This window comes from Vagococcus fluvialis (assembly GCF_048815235.1).
Classification (GTDB): domain Bacteria; phylum Bacillota; class Bacilli; order Lactobacillales; family Vagococcaceae; genus Vagococcus.
In genome coordinates this window covers 65441-81573 of record NZ_JBMEAO010000009.1, presented here as the reverse complement: position 1 = coordinate 81573, position 16133 = coordinate 65441, and the positions used below count along the sequence as shown (strand labels likewise).

Below are 16133 nucleotides of genomic sequence, written 5' to 3'. Positions count from 1 at the left end.
ATGTCAAATGAATTAAGATTTCCATTACATAAAGATACGTCACGAAAAATTATTCATATTGATATGGATGCTTTTTATGCTTCTGTGGAAGAACGAGACAATCCAGAATTAAAGGGGTATCCTCTTGTGATAGCGAAACATCCAAGAGAAACAGGTGGCAGAGGAGTAGTAACGACTGCCAATTATGAAGCTAGAAAATTTGGGATTCATTCTGCGATGAGTTCTCAAAAAGCTTATGAGTTATGCCCAAAGGCAAATTTTGTCCAAGGAAATAGAAGTCATTATGCTGAGATTTCAAAAGAGATTCATCATATATTTAGAGAATATACAGACATGATAGAACCTCTTTCCTTAGATGAAGCTTATCTAGATGTTACTACCAATAAAAAAAATATAAAAAGTGCCATAAAAATTGCTCAAATGATTCAATTAGAAATTTGGCACAAACTTCACCTAACTTGTTCAGCTGGTGTTAGCTACAATAAATTTTTAGCTAAATTAGCCTCTGATTACGAAAAACCAAGAGGGTTAACCGTTGTCTTACCAGAGAAAGCAGAAGAATTTTTAATGGACATACCCATTGAGGACTTTCATGGAGTAGGGAAAAAAACAGTTCCTCGTATGCATGAATTAGGTATTTATACTGGTCATGACCTATACAATCAGTCTGAGATGGACTTGATTCGTGAGTTTGGTAAGATGGGATATTCTTTGTACCGAAAAGTAAGAGGTATTCATAACAGTCCTGTAGAACCTAATCGTGACCGAAAATCTGTTGGACGAGAGAACACCTTTTCAAAACTGATTGTAGTAGAAGAAAATATTGTCATTGAATTAAGAGAGCTGGCTAAAGACGTTGAAAAATCATTAAAAAAAGCTCAATTACACGGTCAAACTGTTGTGCTGAAAGTCCGTGATAAAGAGTATGAAACCTTTACTAAAAGAATCACTTTAACAGATTACATAGATGATTATGAAACGATTTATTTTTATGCCAAACAGATTTGGGATGAATTTGATTTATTAGAAAGAGGGATTAGATTGTTAGGGATTACAGTAACTAACTTAGAATCGAAACAATATGAACTAATTAAATTACCTCTATGGGATAAAAAATAGGAGAACTCAGCTGAGTTCTCCTAAACTATTATTGATTAGACATTTCAAGTAATTTATTTTTTAAATCTTCTTCCATAACACTTAATTCAATTTCAGCGTTACGGCGTTTTTCTTTACCTTCTTTTTGAATGCGAAGAGTTTCTTGAATTGTTTCAATTAAATCATTTTGAGTTTTTTGAAGTGTTTCAATATCAACGATACCACGTTCATTTTCTTCAGCAGTTTCAATAGCTGAAATTTTTAACATTTCAGAGTTTTTAGCTAGAAGATCATTAGTTGTTTGAGAGACTTGTCGTTGTGCTGTTACAGCATCTTTTTGTCTTAATAAAGTTAAGGCAATAGCAACTTGGTTTTTCCATAAAGGAATAGCCGTATTGATAGATGCTTGAATTTTTTCTGCCAAAGCTTGGTTAGTATTTTGAATCAAACGAATTTGAGGTGCTTGTTGAATCGTAATTTGTCTTGCTAATTTCAAATCGTAAGTTCTTTTTTCTAGACGATCAACAAATTGATTTAAGTCATTAACGATTTGAGCATCCATCTGGTCTCCAGTTTCTTCAGCTTTTTTCATAGCCTCTGGAATGGTTACCATCTCTAATTCTTCAATTTTTACTTCGCCAGCCGCAATATAGATATTTAAGGCATCAAAATAATCTTTATTTTTATTGTAAAGTTGCTCTAGCATTAAGTTGTCTTGTAATAAACCGTTTTTTTCTTTATCAAGCTTAACAGCAATTTTATCAATTTGGGCACCAATTTTTTGATATTTAGCAGTAACCTCATATACGGATTGTTTTACTTTGCCAAACATTTTTCTGAAAATATTGCTATCTCTAGCTTCTAGCTCACTAGGGCTTGCTTCATTTAGTCGATACATTAATTCAGTTAAAGAATCTCCCATAGGTCCAATGTCTTGTGCTTGGACATGATTTAACATTGTATGAGAAAATTCACCTAGTTTTTGCTGAGCAGCAACGCCGTAACTTAAAACAGCTTGACTATCTGTTGCGTCAATTTGAGCTGCTAATTCTCGTGCTTGTTTTTGTCTTTCTTCTGGTAGCTTATCAATTACTTTTGGGGCTACAGAAGTGTTGGTTTGTAGTTTTTTATCTTCCTGAGTGGCTAATTTGGTAGCATCAGGTGCTTCAAAAGGGTTGCTTAATAAATCATCTAGTGTGTTACTAACTGGAGTAACGTCTTTTAATTCATCCGTCATCTAAATTTGCTCCTTATCTATCTTATAATCTTCAAGTTCTTTTTCACGGTCAATATTTTGTTTGGCAATTGAAAGCTCTACATCTAAATCATCTAAGTCATCTTGAACGAACTCAGAATAATCTTTAACAATTAATTGAGAAACTTCTTCAATCGCAGCAGCACATTGATTTAAAGCATCAAAAGTGTCTTTAGTTTTTAACTCATGGTCATTGATTTCAATGTACTTAGAAGTTAATTCTACTAGGTTAGGTAAATGGTTATAAAGAAAACGATCTGAACGATGTAATTTGTTTGGCTCTTTTACGATTTCTTTAAACATTGCTCGGCTTGCTTTCAACGTATCGTATCTTAGATTAATTGCTTTTAGTTTAGCAACTTGCTGCATATTTTTTTCTAAGACGGTTATTTGAGATTTTGCTTCGGCCATTGTTTCTCTAAAAAAGGCAATTTCTTTATCACTCATACCAAATTCAGTATAATGGGCTTCTTTTTCTTTTGTTAATTCAGGCATTTTGTTAGAATCATTGTCTTTTTTAGTTAGGCTCTTAATTAACAATAAAACAGCATAAAAAATTGAAAAGAAAAGAGTTGCTGAGAGAACAAGGTGAATTAGTCCCCAGTCTGTTCCTATCATAAGGTTAAGTGGGATTAGTAAGATAATCACACCGAGTGCCTTATAAAGTTTTGAATTATTATGTTGTTTCATTCTGGCTCACTCCTATATGGTTTTTCCAAATATCTTGGTCTTAAAAACATTTTATCACAGTCCATAGTAATTCATATCAGTCTATGGATGGATTTCCATCTTTCTTAATGAAAAGGCAAAAAACAAGCAGATTAAATTGAAATGGAAAGCCTTTAAAGGTATCATAATCTTAAAATCAAAGACATTCAAGGAGAAAAAATGATGGATAAATTTGCAGAAGTAACAACTAAACGAGAATTAATCTATGAAGGCAAAATCATTGATGTTGTAAGAGATGACGTTTTATTACCAAATGGAAAGTCAGCAAAACGTGAATTGGTATTTCACAATGGAGCAGTTGCCATTATTGCTATTACTGAAGAGAATAAATTAGTTCTTGTTAGACAATTTCGAAAAGCTTTAGAAAAAAGTATTTTAGAAATTCCTGCTGGAAAAATTGAAAAAGATGAAACGAATCCGTTAGAAACTGCTAAAAGAGAGTTAGAAGAAGAAACAGGATTTCAAGCAGAAGAGATGATAGAGGTAACAAAATTTATCGCGTCTCCTGGATTTTGTAATGAAGAGTTAACTATTTATGAAGCAAAAGGATTAATAAAAGTAGAAAATCCCCTTCCACAAGATGAGGATGAGTTTTTAGAAATAGTGACATTAACTTTAGATGAAGCAAAAGATAAAATAAAAAGCGGAGAAATCTGTGATGCTAAAACAATGTATGCTATGCTATATTGGGAAATGAATCAGAAGTAAGGAGACAACTAATGTTTAGAAAAGAAAAAGAAGTGAAAGAAGAGCCTCCTATTAAAAAGGAAGATCCTCAGATTTTAACGAGAAGTCGTGTACGTGAATTTAATAAAAATAAAAAAAGAAATACGTGGTTAAATACAGCGATTGTTATTGTAGCAGTATTATTAGTAATAACGATTTATTTAGTATTAAATTTTTAAGGAGTGTTTAGGTTGAAAATAGGAATTATTGGAGCAATGGAACAAGAAGTAACGATACTAAAAGATAGATTAGAAAACATGTCTTCTTGGGAAGAAGCAGGAGCTGTTTTTTATAAAGGGAATTTAGGTGACCATGAAGTGGTGGTGACTAAATCAGGCATTGGTAAAACGCTGGCAGCTTTGACAACAACTTTATTAATTAGTCACTATCATGTTGAAGTAGTGATTAATACAGGTTCAGCTGGTGGTATCGGAGAAGGTCTTTCTATAGGAGATGTGGTGATTTCTGACCGCCTAGCCTATTCAGATGTTGACGTAACAGCCTTTGGTTATGAATATGGACAAATGGCTCAAATGCCACTGTATTATGAAGCTAATACTGGATTAGTTCAAGCAGCAATGGAAGCTTCAAGTAACAACATGTTAAACGGCCGTGTTGGCTTAATTGTTTCAGGAGATACCTTTGTTCATAGTCAAAAACAAATTAGTGAGATAAAAACGCATTTTCCTGACTGTTTAGCAAACGAAATGGAAGGAGCAGCTATTGCTCATGTAGCTCATCAGTATAATATTCCTTTTGTTGTTATTCGTGCGATGAGTGATGTAGGAGATGAAAACGCGAGTGTTAACTTTGATGAATTTATTATTGAAGCTGGAGAAAAATCAGCTAAGATGGTAATTGCTTTATTAGGAGAGATTAAAAAAGGAGACCTATAAAAATGGAAGCTTTATTATCAATTGATTATACCTATGATTTTGTTGCAGATGATGGTAAGTTAACAACAGGTAAAGAAGGACAAGGGATTGAAAAGGATTTAGTTTCTTTAACCAAACAATTTATTGAAGCTGGAGAGTACGTTGTTTTTGCTATAGATGGACATGATTCAGCAGATAACTATCACCCAGAAAACAAATTATTTCCGCCTCATAATTTAATGGGAACAAAGGGCCGTGATTTATTTGGTTCTTTAAAAGAATTATACGAAACACATGAAGAGGATCAGAATGTTTATTGGTTAGATAAACGTCATTACTCGGCTTTTAGTGGAACAGACTTAGATGTCCGCCTTAGAGAAAGAAAAATAAGCACACTTCATTTAACTGGTGTTTGTACGGATATTTGTGTCTTACATACAGCAGTAGACGCCTACAATTTAGGATATGATATTGTTATTCATGAAAAATGTGTTCAAAGTTTTGATGCAGAAGGTCATCGTTGGGCTTTAAGACATTTTAAAAATACACTTGGTGCAACGATTAAATAAACAAAAGCTTTTCAAGAATGTTTAAAACACTCTTGAAAAGCTTTTTTATTTATATCTTGAAAAGAAAAATGAGAGCTAAGGCTAGTACAATTTGTAAGATACCAACTAATAACCCGTAAATCAAGAAGCGAATACCTTCTTTGAAAAATTTAGCAAAATCAAGTCGTAAACCAATAGCAGCAAGAGCTGTTATTTCAAACCATCCACTCACAAAATGAGCAGCATCACTGAGTTTGACAGGTAAGTGAATAACACTATTTAAGGTGCAGAAGAAAAGGAAACCAATAATGTACCAAGGCAAGGGTAATTTTTTCTTATTAGTTGTTGTTTGTTCTACGTTAACAGGGGTACGGTCTTTTTCAGTAAATTTTGAAAAACAAACAACCACAACAACTAATAAAACAATTCTCATGATTTTAAATAAGGTTGCGTATTCAACAACTTCTGGTCCAATCATACTTGCACTAGCTACAACTTGTCCAACTGATTGTAAGATACCACCAATTAAAGCACTTTGAGTTAAAACTTCCGAATAAAGTCCTGTAGCAATAAAGGGTAAGAGGAGCATTAAGACTGTCCCTAGAAGGTTTACTAAAGTAATAATTTGTCCTTTTTCATCTTCATTAGCTTCTATTTCAGGAGCGATGGCTCCAACGGCTGATGAACCGCAAACAGCATTACCTCCTGCCATTAAAAGTCCCATTTTTTTTGAAAAGCCCATTTTTCTACCGATTAAGTAAACACCAACAATAGTCCCAGCCATTTGTAAAACAATAAAAGAAAAACCATTTAATCCCATATGAGCAATTGTTTGAAACGTCACAGTAGTTCCTAATAAGACAATAGAAATTTCAAGTAACTTACTCTCTGCTAACTTAGTTCCTTTACCTAGAAAAGGTTGTTTTAAAAAAGTGTTACCTAATAAAATCCCTAAAAGGATGGCAATAGTTGCCGCTCCAATTGATGGTAGCCAGATAGCGATTACTTTACTAATTGCTGCTACAATAAATGATAATATCAACCCTGGTGCTATTTGTTTTATATTCTTTGTCATTAAAATCACACTTCCTATTTAATTTATAAATAAATTATAACTTTGTTTTTTACATTTGAGAAATAAATAGTTAGAATAGTAACTATAGAAAAAATAAATAGTAGGTGAGAGAAATGTTTAAACATTTAACAACTTTTCGTGTAGCTTATGAAACAAGAAACTTCTCGAAAACAGCAGAAATATTGTTTATTTCACAACCAACAGTCTCTAGTCAGATGAAACAACTAGAAGAAGAGTTACAGTGTACGTTATTTAAAAGAAAAGGCAAGCAAGAGATGCATCCAACTAAATCAGCTGATACTCTGTATATCAGAGCACTTAATTTAAAAGATGACTGGGAAGAAACACAAAGACTGGTTAGAGAAAGCCAAGAAGAAACTTTAATCTGCCGAATTAGTGCGTCTCATACAATCTCAGTATATTATTTACCAGAACTATTAGCCCATTTAAAAGGTATTTTCCCAACGATTATGTTTCAAATTGACATGAAAAATTCAGCAGAAGTCCTTCAAGAAATGACACAACATCATATTGACTTTGGTTTTATTGAAATGCCCTTACTGGCTGATCAAATTCAACGAATTGAAATTAAAAAAGATCAACTTGTGTTAGCAGGAGATTTGACAAGTGATCTGTGGCTTAGTCGCGAAGAAACATCTGGTGTTTATCATTACATGGAACGTTATTTACTAAATGAAAATTTAAAGCCGAATCGTTTTGTGGTTAAAAATAATGAGATCATTATTAAAATGTTAGAGCGGGGTATTGGTAAAAGTATGATTTCAAAACGAGGTGTACCAGAACATCTTCCATATAAAGATTTAGGTAAAAGTTATTTACGCCCACTTTATTTGTTGAAAAAACATGACGTTAATCAAAATGAGTTTGAAATGATTGCAAAAGAAATAGAAAACTATTATCAAAAAAGAGACTGATTCAACGATCAGTCTCTTTTGATAGTTATAAATAAAAAACTTAAATGTATTCCGCTCTTTGTCCACCTATTAATTTAGGTCTGTTACCCAAAGCTGTTACATGAGCTTCACCTAAACTTTTTATGGTTGGTCTAACAGGCACTTGAACATGTTTAATGTGCATGCCAATAGCAGTATCTCCAATATCAATACCAGCATCAGCAACGATATGCTCTACCTCAACAGGATTCTTCATGTAATTGAAAGCAGCAGTGGCACAAGAGCCACCTGCGTGAAGTTTAGGAACAACAGAAACAACCTCTAAGCCAAACTTTTGAGCTACTTCTTTTTCAACCGTTAGGGCACGGTTAATATGTTCACAACCTTGAATAGCTAAATGAATTTCTTTTGAATCAAGTAAATCAATCAAGGTTTCAGCAATCACACGCCCAACTTCTTCACTTGAATTTTGACCAATGACGCCTCCAATTATTTCACTTGAGCTACAACCTACAACAAATAAATCACCTTTACTGATGTTTGTTTGTTCAATTACATCTTCGGTTATTGCGATTAAGTCATTTTTTATTTTATTTAAGTCTGTCATAACAATCATCTCCTGAATTTATCTAGGTAAATTATAGCACAAAATGAGATAATTTTAGTTAAAAGCCACTTTTAGTTAGTGGAATTGTGTACAATAGAGAAAAGAGAATAGGAGGAATAATGAATGAATAAAGAAACATTGTTAGTAACTGTTCCGATTGAAGAAAACCAATTAAAAGAATTACAAGAAATAAGTGATAGACTTAAAGTAGTCACTTTAGATAATTGGGATAAAAATTGTGAGGATATTACCATTATGTATGGTTGGGATAAAGAAGTTGGTAACAGCATACTGACTTCAGAAGATAGTCAATTAAAGTGGCTACAAGCTCAATCAGCAGGAGTTGATCATATTAATCAACAAGCATTAAAAGAAAAAAATATTTTGTTAACTAATGCAAGTGGTGTGCACGGTCATCAAATGAGTGAGTCGATTCTAGGGATGATTTTTGTTCATACTAGAGGAATAAAAGAAGCTGTTTTGTCTCAAGAGAAGAAAACATGGTCAAGTCCAAAAAATCAAAGTGACTTAAATGGAAAAAAAGCTATGATTGTTGGAACAGGGCATATTGGAGAAAGATTAGCAGAGATTTTACAAGTTTTTCAAGTAGAAGTCACTGGTGTTAACCGTAAAGGACGTCAGGTACCTCATTTTGATCATATTGTACAACAAGAGAATATTGAAGAAGTTATCGGTGAGATGGATATTGTTATTGGTTTATTACCTGATACCAAAGAAACTCATTATTTCTTTAATGATGAGTTATTTTCCAAAATGCAGGATGGTGTCATGTTTATCAATGCTGGACGAGGTGGGACTGTCCATACAGAAAGTTTGATTAAGCATTGTGAAAGTCAAAAAATTGGTTTTGCAGGTTTAGATGTTTTTGAAGTAGAACCTTTACCAGCGGATAGTGCTTTATGGTCATTAGAAAATGTGTTAATAACACCTCATTCTTCAGGTGCTACAGATCAATATTATAATCGTCTGTTTCCAATATTTGTATCAAATTTGAAGCATTTCTTAGACACAAGCGATGTGTCAGTAAACAAAGTAAATTAAAACTAAAGAGACTTATGTGTAAGCTGTTTAACTTATACATGAGTCTCTTTTAATATGTTATTAATTAAATTGAATACAAACAATTTCAGGAGCGTAAATATCTTTTTGTAAAAGAGTTAATTCTCCTGTTTCTTGGTTACGCTCAAATAATGTCAGATTATCTGTATTTTGATTGGCTAAAACAATCATTTGTTGATCAGGAGTAATATCAAAATCTCTAGGGAAGTCGCCTTCAACAGAAATTAATTGAATTAATTCGATTTTGTTACCTTCGCTTAATACTTTGTAAACAGCTAAAGAGTTATGACCACGGTTTGAAGCATATAAAAATTGACCATCAGCTGAGACGCGAATAGCAGCTCCACCACTAAAATCAGTGAAGTCATTTGGTAAAGTTGAAATCACTTGTTCTTGAGTGAAAATACCAGTTGTTTTATCATAAGACAAGACAACCACTTCATTCGATAACTCACCAAAAAGATAAGCATTAACTTCATTTGGATGGAAGACGATATGACGTGGACCAGTACCAGGATTTGCTTTGAATTGAGCTACTTCAGTTAATTTTCCTGAATCACTTACATCATAAGTATATAAAGTATCATTTCCTAAGTCACAAACAACTAGGCGATTATCAGGTGTTAAATCAGAATAATGAGCATGTGGGCCACCTTGATTTTCGTGAGGACCGTTACCAATATGCTGAATGCGATCTGCAAGTTCTAAAGAACCATCTTCTTGAATACTATAAGAAGTAACGACACCTTTATGGTAGTTAGCGCCGTAAACAAGTTGTCTCACCTCATCAACAGCTACATAACAAGGAGGAGCGCCTTCTTCAGAAACTCGATTTAGGAAAGAATAAGTTCCATTATCTAATTTTTCATAAGCAGCAACACCACCTAAAGAACCATCTTTAGAAACGGCATAAATAACTTCTTTTTTGGAAGTAGCTAAGAAAGTTGGATTATCTTCTTGAATTAAAGGTTGTAGATTAACTAATTCTTTTTTTTCAGTATCTAATTCAATTGTATAGATACCTCGGCTATCTTTTTTTGTATAAGAGCCTAAAATCATTTTTTGCATTGAGTAAACTTCCCTTCCATTTATAATCTCATGAAGATTATAACATAATAAAAATAAGGATATATAGAAAAAGAAGTCAAAATAGATTGAAAATCACCAACTACTCTTTTCAACCATAAAATGAAAAGTAAAGTTGTGTTATACTAATTTTGAGAAAAATAATTTTAAGAGGTGTAACTTTATGAAAAAAGCGATTGTAAAATCAATTGGTAAAGAAGCTATCAGTAAGAAAGAACCATTAATCATATTATTTGACGAGAGTGCCACAGAAGCTTTAGAAAATTTCTCAGTTATTCAAAGATTTGAGAAAAAAAGTGAAAATAAATTAACAGCTGGAAACAGTATCTTATTTGATAAGCAAGAATATAAAATTGTAGAAGTCGGACCCCTTGCAGATGAAAATTTATTAAGTATGGGCCATGTGACATTAGTCTTTAAAGAAGTAGGAAAAGAAGACCAATTGGCTAACGCTTTATATTTAGAACCTTATGAGTTACCAACTATTGAAGTAGGAACAATCATTCAATATTTATAAGACTCTAAAAGAAGAGGGGGAGGAAAAGAGTGGAAAAAAATAACCTAAATAAAGAAAAAGAAAACTGGATTAATCGATGGATTTTTAATAATCAAGTTTTAATGCCTTTAATAGCTTTAGCACTAGGTTTACTGATTGTTTTGTTATTTACGAAAGTTTCCTATTTATTTACCCCTGTGGCTCAATTTATAGGAATTGTCGGACTACCAATTATTATTTCAGGATTACTTTATTATATTTTTAACCCTGTTGTTAATTTTATGGAGAAAAAAGGAATTAAACGTAATCTAGGCATCACCATTTTATATGTAGCTGTTTTTGGTTTATTAACATGGGGAATTATCATTTTAGTTCCGAAAATTGAAAATCAAACTAAAAGTTTCATTGAAGATTGGCCAATTTATTGGAAAACAATAGAGATGAAAACAACTGAATTTTTTAATGCACCACTTTTTGAGAAGTTTAGTGATCCTATTGAAAAATCAATAAACGAGTTGTTTAATTCGATTAATGCTATTACAAAAACTATTTCTAAAAATGCTTTTGCAGGGATTGGAAGCTTTGTAGGAGCAGTGGCTAATATTGTTGTGACAGTTGTAACAGTTCCTTTTATCCTATTTTACCTATTAAAAGATGGTAAAAAATTGGCACCTTATACAATGGACTTTCTACCAACTAAATTAAGAAAAACAACGTTAATGATTTTAACTGATATTAATAAACAGCTATCTTCATATGTTCGTGGACAAGTGACGGTAGCAGTAGCAGTGGCTATTATGTTTATTATTGGGTTTTCAGTAATCGGCTTAAACTACAGTGTTACTTTAGGGATTTTGGCTGGATTTTTAAACCTAGTTCCTTATGTGGGCTCAGCCTTAGCGACAATTCCAGCTATTATATTAGCTTTAGTAGATGGACCTAAAATGTTGATAGCTGTTATTATCGTTTTTATTATCGAACAAACAATTGAAGGGAAATTTATTTCACCTTTAGTATTAGGAAGTCAATTGGATATTCATCCAGTGACAATTATTTTTGTTTTATTATCAGCAGGAAAGATATTTGGTATTATGGGGGTTATCTTAGGAATTCCATTTTACGCGGCAATGAAAGTTATTGTGACACATTTATTCCGCTGGTATAAAGAAGCATCGGGACTTTATGAAGAGGCAAAAAAAGAGACTAGCTCAGAGTAAGCTAGTCTTTTTTATTAGAAAGTTTCAGCTAAATGAGCTGCTTTATCATGAGCTTCTTGAATAATTTCTTCTGCTCGTTCTGGTTGATGGTCAACGCCTTCAACAAAAATATGTTGAATATCAGTAATTCCCATAAAATTAAAAATTGTTTCTAAATATTTAGAACCAGGTTCTTCACCGGCGAATGCACCACCGTTTGATTGAATATGTAATAGTTTTTTCTCTGGTACTAAACCAACAGGGCCAGTTTCAGAGTAAGTAAATGTTTTACCTTTTACAACAATCGTATCAATCCAAAGTTTTAAGCGACCTGGGATACTTAAGTTCCATAAAGGGTTTGTAATAACAATTTTATCTGCTGATAAAAACTGCTCAGTTAATTCATTAAAACGAGTTAAAGAAGCAACTTGTTTAGGGCTTAATTCATTTTGTGCAGCTGCATCTGCCCAAGTTGAAAGTAAAAACTCATCAATTTCAGGTACTTCTTCTTTATAAATATCAAGTACAGTAACTGTGTCTGTTGGATTAATATTTTTATATGCAGTAATAAACGCCTCTTGCGCTGCTACTGAACGAGATTTATCTGCTGTTAAAGGATGTGCTTGTACGACTAAAAGATTTGCCAATGTGGTTCCCCCTACTTATTAATTGTTAGTTATTTTCCTAATTACTATAACGATAGTTTTAATAAAAGTAAAGGAAATAATTGTAAAAAGAAAGTAAGGAGAGAATCCGCAAGAATTTTTCGCTTTGATAATGCTTTTTTTCTAAAATTAAAGTATACTATCATAGGATAAACAAGGGGGTTGAGCAAGTGGCACAATTATTTTTTAAACATGGTGCAATGAATAGTGGAAAAACAATTGAAATCTTAAAAGTCGCTCATAACTACGAAGAACAAGATAAACCAGTTGTTTTAATGACTAGTGGTATTGATACTAGAGAAGCTGTTGGAGTTATTTCTAGTCGTATTGGTTTAAAACGTGACGCTATTCCAATTTTTAATGAGACAGACGTTTACGAAACAATTAGGTCACTGCCCGTTAAACCGTATTGTGTTTTAGTAGATGAATCACAATTTTTAGAGAAGCATCATGTGATTCAATTTGCAAAAGTCGTTGATGAATTAGATATTCCGGTAATGGCTTTTGGGCTAAAGAATGACTTTAAAAATGAGCTATTTGAAGGTTCTAAGTATTTACTTCTTTATGCAGATAAAATAGAAGAATTAAAAACAATTTGTTGGTTCTGCCATAAAAAAGCGACTATGAATTTAAGAATGTCTGACAATAAGCCGGTATATACGGGTGAGCAAATTCAAATCGGTGGAAATGAATCCTATTTCCCAGTTTGTAGGAAACATTACTTAAATCCGGAAAAATAGAAAAATGATTTAAAAATATGTATAATAGGTTAAGAAATAGAAAGGAAGAGATAAATGTTTGATCAATTACAATCTCTTGAAGATCGTTACGAAGAATTAGGTGAGTTGTTAAGTGATCCAGAAGTCGTAAGTGACACGAAACGCTTCATGGAATTATCTAAAGAAGAAGCTAGTACAAGAGAAACAGTAGACGTTTACCGTCGTTATAAAGATGTTGTTCAAGGAATAGCAGATTCTGAAGAATTATTAAGCGAAAAACTAGATGATGAATTACAAGAATTAGCTAAAGAAGAACTTGCAGAATTTAAAGCAGAAAAAGAAGAATTAGAAGAGCGTATTAAGATTTTATTATTACCAAAAGACCCAAATGATGATAAAAATATTATCATGGAAATTAGAGGGGCAGCTGGTGGAGATGAGGCAGCTTTATTTGCTGGTGATTTATTTGAGATGTACCAAAGTTACGCTTCTGCACAAGGTTGGAAGTTTGAAGTAATGGACGCTAATATTACTGGTATTGGTGGTTATAAAGAAGTAACTATCATGATTACAGGACAAAGTGTCTTTTCAAAATTAAAATATGAAAGTGGTGCACATCGTGTTCAACGTGTCCCTTCAACAGAGTCTCAAGGTCGTGTTCATACCTCAACTGCTACAGTTGTTGTTTTACCAGAAGCTGAAGAAGTAGAACTTGATTTAGAAGATAAAGATATCCGTGTAGACATTTATCATGCTAGTGGAGCTGGTGGACAGCATGTTAATAAGACAGCCTCAGCGGTTCGTTTAACACATATTCCAACAGGAATAGCAGTTGCCATGCAAGATGAGCGTTCTCAGCTTAAAAACAGAGAGAAAGCGATGAAAGTTTTACGTGCTCGTGTTTATGACCAAATGTTACAAGAGAGCCAAAGTGAGTATGATGCAACTCGTAAATCAGCTGTAGGAACGGGAGATCGTTCTGAGAGAATTAGAACATATAACTTCCCGCAAAATAGGGTAACTGATCACCGAATTGGTTTAACCATTCAAAAATTGGATCAAATATTAGCTGGTAAAGTGGATGAGATTATTGATGCATTAATCATTTATGACCAAACAGAACAGTTGGCAAAATTAAATGACTAAATTAAAAACTTATGTTGAAGTCCTGAATTGGGCTTCTTCTTTTTTAGAAAATAATGGTCAGGAGTCTTATACCGCAGAATATTTATTATTGGAAAAAAAACAATGGACTAAAACGGATTTATTAACTCATTTAAGAAAAGAAATGCCAGAACAAGAATATGAACAATATTGTCAAGACATAGAGCAGGTAGTCAATTATATACCTGTCCAATATTTAATAGGTAGTACTGAATTTTATGGTCGACGTTATAAAGTGAACGAACACACACTCATTCCGCGACCTGAAACTGAAGAACTAGTAGATTTAATTCTTAAAGACAATCAGAGTGAGAATTTAACTGTTGTTGATATTGGAACAGGAACGGGAATTATTGCTTTGTCTTTAGGTTTGGCTAACCCAACTTGGGAAGTTACAGGTCTTGATATTTCATTAGAAGCCTTAAAAGTAGCAACTGAAAACAATGAAATACTTCAAGGAAAGGTTACTTTTCTAGAAAGTGATGTGTTATCTGATTATCCTAAAGAAAAGAAAATTGATATACTCGTTTCTAACCCTCCTTATATTAGCTATGATGAGTGGGAAGTTATGGATGTCTCTGTGAGAGAACATGAGCCTAAAACAGCTTTATTTGCTGAAAATAATGGACTTGCTATTTATGAAAAAATTGCAGAAGAAAGCCAAAAGTGTCTTTCTGAAACAGGAAAGATTTATTTAGAAATCGGCTACTTACAAGGCGAATCTGTTAGTCAAATCTTTCAAAAAAGATTTCCAAGAAAAAACATAAGTGTCATAAAAGATTTGAATGGGCAAGATAGAATAATTGAAGTGAAGTAAAGGAAGTGTTTTGATGGAAACTAAAATAATCCATCCGAATGAAATAGATCAAGCAGTAGAAGGGATTCTATCGGGAGAACTAGTGGCATTCCCAACAGAAACTGTTTACGGATTAGGAGCAGATGCGACAAATGAAAGTGCCGTTAAATCAGTTTATTTAGCGAAGGGTAGACCTAGTGATAACCCATTAATAGTTCATGTGTCAAATAAAGAACAAGTAGCAAAGTTTGTTGATAAGATTCCTGAAAGAGCTAATAAACTAATGGAAGCTTTTTGGCCAGGACCTTTAACATTGATTTTTAACTTAACAAATGATTCGGGTCTGTCTTCAATTGTCACAGGAGGCTTGCAAACAGCTGCGTTTAGAATGCCTAATAATGAGCTGACATTAAAGTTAATTAATCAATCAGGCAAAGTATTAGTAGGACCAAGTGCTAATACATCTGGTTTACCAAGTCCGACAACAGCTAATCATGTATTAGATGATTTATCTGGAAAAATATTTGGTGTCTTAGATGGAGGACCTTGTCAAGTTGGTCTAGAGTCAACTGTTTTAGATTTATCTGATGATAGTCAAAATCCTATTATTTTAAGACCGGGAGCAATTACTCAACATCAATTAGAACAAGTGATAGGAGTAGTTGATGTAGATACTCATTTAGTAGATACAAGTGAAATACCTAAAGCACCAGGGATGAAGTACAAGCACTACTCGCCTAAAACAGAGGTAATAATGATTGACCATCAATTAGATAATTGGCAAGAAGCAATTGATTATTACAAGAGTCAAAAGAAGCGTGTCGCCATTTTGGCAAATAAAGAAAAAAGTGATGTATTAACTGGATTTAATGAATTCTACGAACTGTCAAAAGTAGCTGATGTTAAAGAAGCAATGAAAGAATTATTTGCCGGTTTACGTTCATTAGATAATGAAAATTGCGATATAATACTTTCAGAAACTTATCTTGAAAAAGACGAAGGTTTAGCCTATATGAATCGGTTAAAGAAAGCTTCTGGCGGAAAAATATATTCAAATTGATGCAACCTATGATACAATGTATGTAATTTAGGAGAAAGAGTGGG

19 protein-coding genes are annotated in these 16133 nt (G+C 32.9%); 13 read left to right on the top strand and 6 right to left on the bottom strand.

Features of this window, described 5'->3' with window-relative positions; all coding sequences use genetic code 11:
- Nucleotides 1-1119 carry a DNA polymerase IV gene (dinB, locus tag ACODH8_RS07530; RefSeq protein WP_332464725.1) on the top strand — a complete coding sequence of 373 codons (1119 nt, stop codon included), beginning with the start codon at nt 1-3 and terminating at the stop codon, nt 1117-1119.
- A gap of 28 nt (nt 1120-1147) precedes the next feature.
- On the opposite strand, the gene ACODH8_RS07525 is transcribed toward dinB, so the two are convergent.
- Complete coding sequence (locus ACODH8_RS07525; RefSeq protein ID WP_332464726.1) at nt 1148-2335, bottom strand: toxic anion resistance protein; 1188 nt, start codon at nt 2333-2335, stop codon at nt 1148-1150.
- Entirely contained in the window at nt 2336-3043 is a 708-nt protein-coding gene (locus ACODH8_RS07520) for a 5-bromo-4-chloroindolyl phosphate hydrolysis family protein (RefSeq protein ID WP_332464727.1), read from the bottom strand.
- Between the two features lie 201 nt (nt 3044-3244).
- Here ACODH8_RS07520 and ACODH8_RS07515 point away from each other — a divergent pair, with 201 nt between their 5' ends.
- From ACODH8_RS07515 to ACODH8_RS07500, 4 genes are read left to right on the top strand one after another with little or no spacing between them, the layout of a single operon-like run.
- On the top strand, nt 3245-3790 hold the full coding sequence (locus ACODH8_RS07515; RefSeq protein WP_420504718.1) for an NUDIX hydrolase: 546 nt from the start codon (nt 3245-3247) through the stop codon (nt 3788-3790).
- 11 nt (nt 3791-3801) lie between these two features.
- A complete protein-coding gene (locus tag ACODH8_RS07510) occupies nt 3802-3987 on the top strand; it encodes a hypothetical protein (RefSeq protein WP_332464729.1) in 186 nt (61 codons plus the stop codon).
- Nucleotides 3988-3999: 12 nt separating this feature from the next.
- A complete protein-coding gene (locus tag ACODH8_RS07505; protein ID WP_332464730.1) occupies nt 4000-4704 on the top strand; it encodes a 5'-methylthioadenosine/adenosylhomocysteine nucleosidase in 705 nt (234 codons plus the stop codon).
- 2 nt (nt 4705-4706) lie between these two features.
- Complete coding sequence (locus ACODH8_RS07500; RefSeq protein WP_332464731.1) at nt 4707-5252, top strand: isochorismatase family cysteine hydrolase; 546 nt, start codon at nt 4707-4709, stop codon at nt 5250-5252.
- Between the two features lie 49 nt (nt 5253-5301).
- Here ACODH8_RS07500 and ACODH8_RS07495 read toward each other — a convergent pair whose 3' ends face one another.
- Nucleotides 5302-6306: a YeiH family protein gene (locus tag ACODH8_RS07495; protein ID WP_332464732.1), complete on the bottom strand. Its 1005-nt coding sequence runs from the start codon at nt 6304-6306 to the stop codon at nt 5302-5304.
- Between the two features lie 113 nt (nt 6307-6419).
- Here ACODH8_RS07495 and ACODH8_RS07490 point away from each other — a divergent pair, with 113 nt between their 5' ends.
- Nucleotides 6420-7241, top strand: coding sequence for a LysR family transcriptional regulator (locus ACODH8_RS07490; RefSeq protein ID WP_332464733.1), 822 nt, complete (start codon nt 6420-6422; stop codon nt 7239-7241).
- A 40-nt stretch (nt 7242-7281) separates the two neighbouring features.
- Here the strand turns inward: ACODH8_RS07490 and ACODH8_RS07485 are convergent, their stop codons facing one another.
- The gene (locus tag ACODH8_RS07485; RefSeq protein WP_332464734.1) at nt 7282-7827 is read right to left on the bottom strand and encodes a TIGR01440 family protein; all 546 of its coding nucleotides are present in this window, start codon (nt 7825-7827) and stop codon (nt 7282-7284) included.
- A 123-nt stretch (nt 7828-7950) separates the two neighbouring features.
- On the opposite strand from ACODH8_RS07485, the gene ACODH8_RS07480 reads away from it, so the two are divergent.
- The gene (locus ACODH8_RS07480; RefSeq protein ID WP_332464735.1) at nt 7951-8889 is read left to right on the top strand and encodes an NAD(P)-dependent oxidoreductase; all 939 of its coding nucleotides are present in this window, start codon (nt 7951-7953) and stop codon (nt 8887-8889) included.
- Between the two features lie 60 nt (nt 8890-8949).
- Here ACODH8_RS07480 and ACODH8_RS07475 read toward each other — a convergent pair whose 3' ends face one another.
- Nucleotides 8950-9975 carry a lactonase family protein gene (locus ACODH8_RS07475; protein ID WP_332464736.1) on the bottom strand — a complete coding sequence of 342 codons (1026 nt, stop codon included), beginning with the start codon at nt 9973-9975 and terminating at the stop codon, nt 8950-8952.
- A gap of 181 nt (nt 9976-10156) precedes the next feature.
- On the opposite strand from ACODH8_RS07475, the gene ACODH8_RS07470 reads away from it, so the two are divergent.
- Complete coding sequence (locus ACODH8_RS07470; protein WP_332464737.1) at nt 10157-10510, top strand: PTS glucitol/sorbitol transporter subunit IIA; 354 nt, start codon at nt 10157-10159, stop codon at nt 10508-10510.
- A 29-nt stretch (nt 10511-10539) separates the two neighbouring features.
- Nucleotides 10540-11706, top strand: coding sequence for an AI-2E family transporter (locus ACODH8_RS07465; RefSeq protein ID WP_332464738.1), 1167 nt, complete (start codon nt 10540-10542; stop codon nt 11704-11706).
- A 14-nt stretch (nt 11707-11720) separates the two neighbouring features.
- On the opposite strand, the gene ACODH8_RS07460 is transcribed toward ACODH8_RS07465, so the two are convergent.
- Nucleotides 11721-12332, bottom strand: a complete 612-nt coding sequence (locus tag ACODH8_RS07460) for an FMN-dependent NADH-azoreductase (protein WP_332464739.1) — start codon at nt 12330-12332, stop codon at nt 11721-11723.
- Nucleotides 12333-12520: 188 nt separating this feature from the next.
- Between ACODH8_RS07460 and ACODH8_RS07455 the strand changes: the two genes are divergently transcribed.
- The 4 genes from ACODH8_RS07455 to ACODH8_RS07440 are packed head-to-tail and all read left to right on the top strand — an operon-like array spanning nt 12521 to nt 16089.
- Nucleotides 12521-13090: a thymidine kinase gene (locus ACODH8_RS07455; protein WP_332464740.1), complete on the top strand. Its 570-nt coding sequence runs from the start codon at nt 12521-12523 to the stop codon at nt 13088-13090.
- 54 nt (nt 13091-13144) lie between these two features.
- Complete coding sequence (gene prfA / locus ACODH8_RS07450; protein WP_332464741.1) at nt 13145-14215, top strand: peptide chain release factor 1; 1071 nt, start codon at nt 13145-13147, stop codon at nt 14213-14215.
- Nucleotides 14208-15050 (top strand): peptide chain release factor N(5)-glutamine methyltransferase, encoded by an 843-nt coding sequence (gene prmC / locus ACODH8_RS07445; protein ID WP_332464742.1) that lies wholly within the window; start codon nt 14208-14210, stop codon nt 15048-15050. Before prfA ends, prmC begins: the two co-directional genes overlap by 8 nt.
- Before the next feature lie 13 nt (nt 15051-15063).
- Complete coding sequence (locus ACODH8_RS07440) at nt 15064-16089, top strand: L-threonylcarbamoyladenylate synthase (protein ID WP_332464743.1); 1026 nt, start codon at nt 15064-15066, stop codon at nt 16087-16089.
- Nucleotides 16090-16133 lie beyond the last annotated feature (44 nt).

Excerpts from the sequence above, each read along its gene's own strand:
- prmC (WP_332464742.1), top strand. The coding sequence starts at position 14,208 with ATGACTAAATTAAAAACTTATGTTGAAGTCCTGAATTGGGCTTCTTCT.
- ACODH8_RS07520 (WP_332464727.1), bottom strand. The coding sequence starts at position 3,043 with ATGAAACAACATAATAATTCAAAACTTTATAAGGCACTCGGTGTGATT.
- ACODH8_RS07490 (WP_332464733.1), top strand. The coding sequence starts at position 6,420 with ATGTTTAAACATTTAACAACTTTTCGTGTAGCTTATGAAACAAGAAAC.
- ACODH8_RS07525 (WP_332464726.1), bottom strand. The coding sequence starts at position 2,335 with ATGACGGATGAATTAAAAGACGTTACTCCAGTTAGTAACACACTAGAT.
- ACODH8_RS07475 (WP_332464736.1), bottom strand. The coding sequence starts at position 9,975 with ATGCAAAAAATGATTTTAGGCTCTTATACAAAAAAAGATAGCCGAGGT.
- ACODH8_RS07440 (WP_332464743.1), top strand. The coding sequence starts at position 15,064 with ATGGAAACTAAAATAATCCATCCGAATGAAATAGATCAAGCAGTAGAA.
- ACODH8_RS07500 (WP_332464731.1), top strand. The coding sequence starts at position 4,707 with ATGGAAGCTTTATTATCAATTGATTATACCTATGATTTTGTTGCAGAT.
- ACODH8_RS07515 (WP_420504718.1), top strand. The coding sequence starts at position 3,245 with ATGGATAAATTTGCAGAAGTAACAACTAAACGAGAATTAATCTATGAA.
- ACODH8_RS07510 (WP_332464729.1), top strand. The coding sequence starts at position 3,802 with ATGTTTAGAAAAGAAAAAGAAGTGAAAGAAGAGCCTCCTATTAAAAAG.
- dinB (WP_332464725.1), top strand. The coding sequence starts at position 1 with ATGTCAAATGAATTAAGATTTCCATTACATAAAGATACGTCACGAAAA.
- prfA (WP_332464741.1), top strand. The coding sequence starts at position 13,145 with ATGTTTGATCAATTACAATCTCTTGAAGATCGTTACGAAGAATTAGGT.
- ACODH8_RS07485 (WP_332464734.1), bottom strand. The coding sequence starts at position 7,827 with ATGACAGACTTAAATAAAATAAAAAATGACTTAATCGCAATAACCGAA.
- ACODH8_RS07495 (WP_332464732.1), bottom strand. The coding sequence starts at position 6,306 with ATGACAAAGAATATAAAACAAATAGCACCAGGGTTGATATTATCATTT.
- ACODH8_RS07470 (WP_332464737.1), top strand. The coding sequence starts at position 10,157 with ATGAAAAAAGCGATTGTAAAATCAATTGGTAAAGAAGCTATCAGTAAG.
- ACODH8_RS07480 (WP_332464735.1), top strand. The coding sequence starts at position 7,951 with ATGAATAAAGAAACATTGTTAGTAACTGTTCCGATTGAAGAAAACCAA.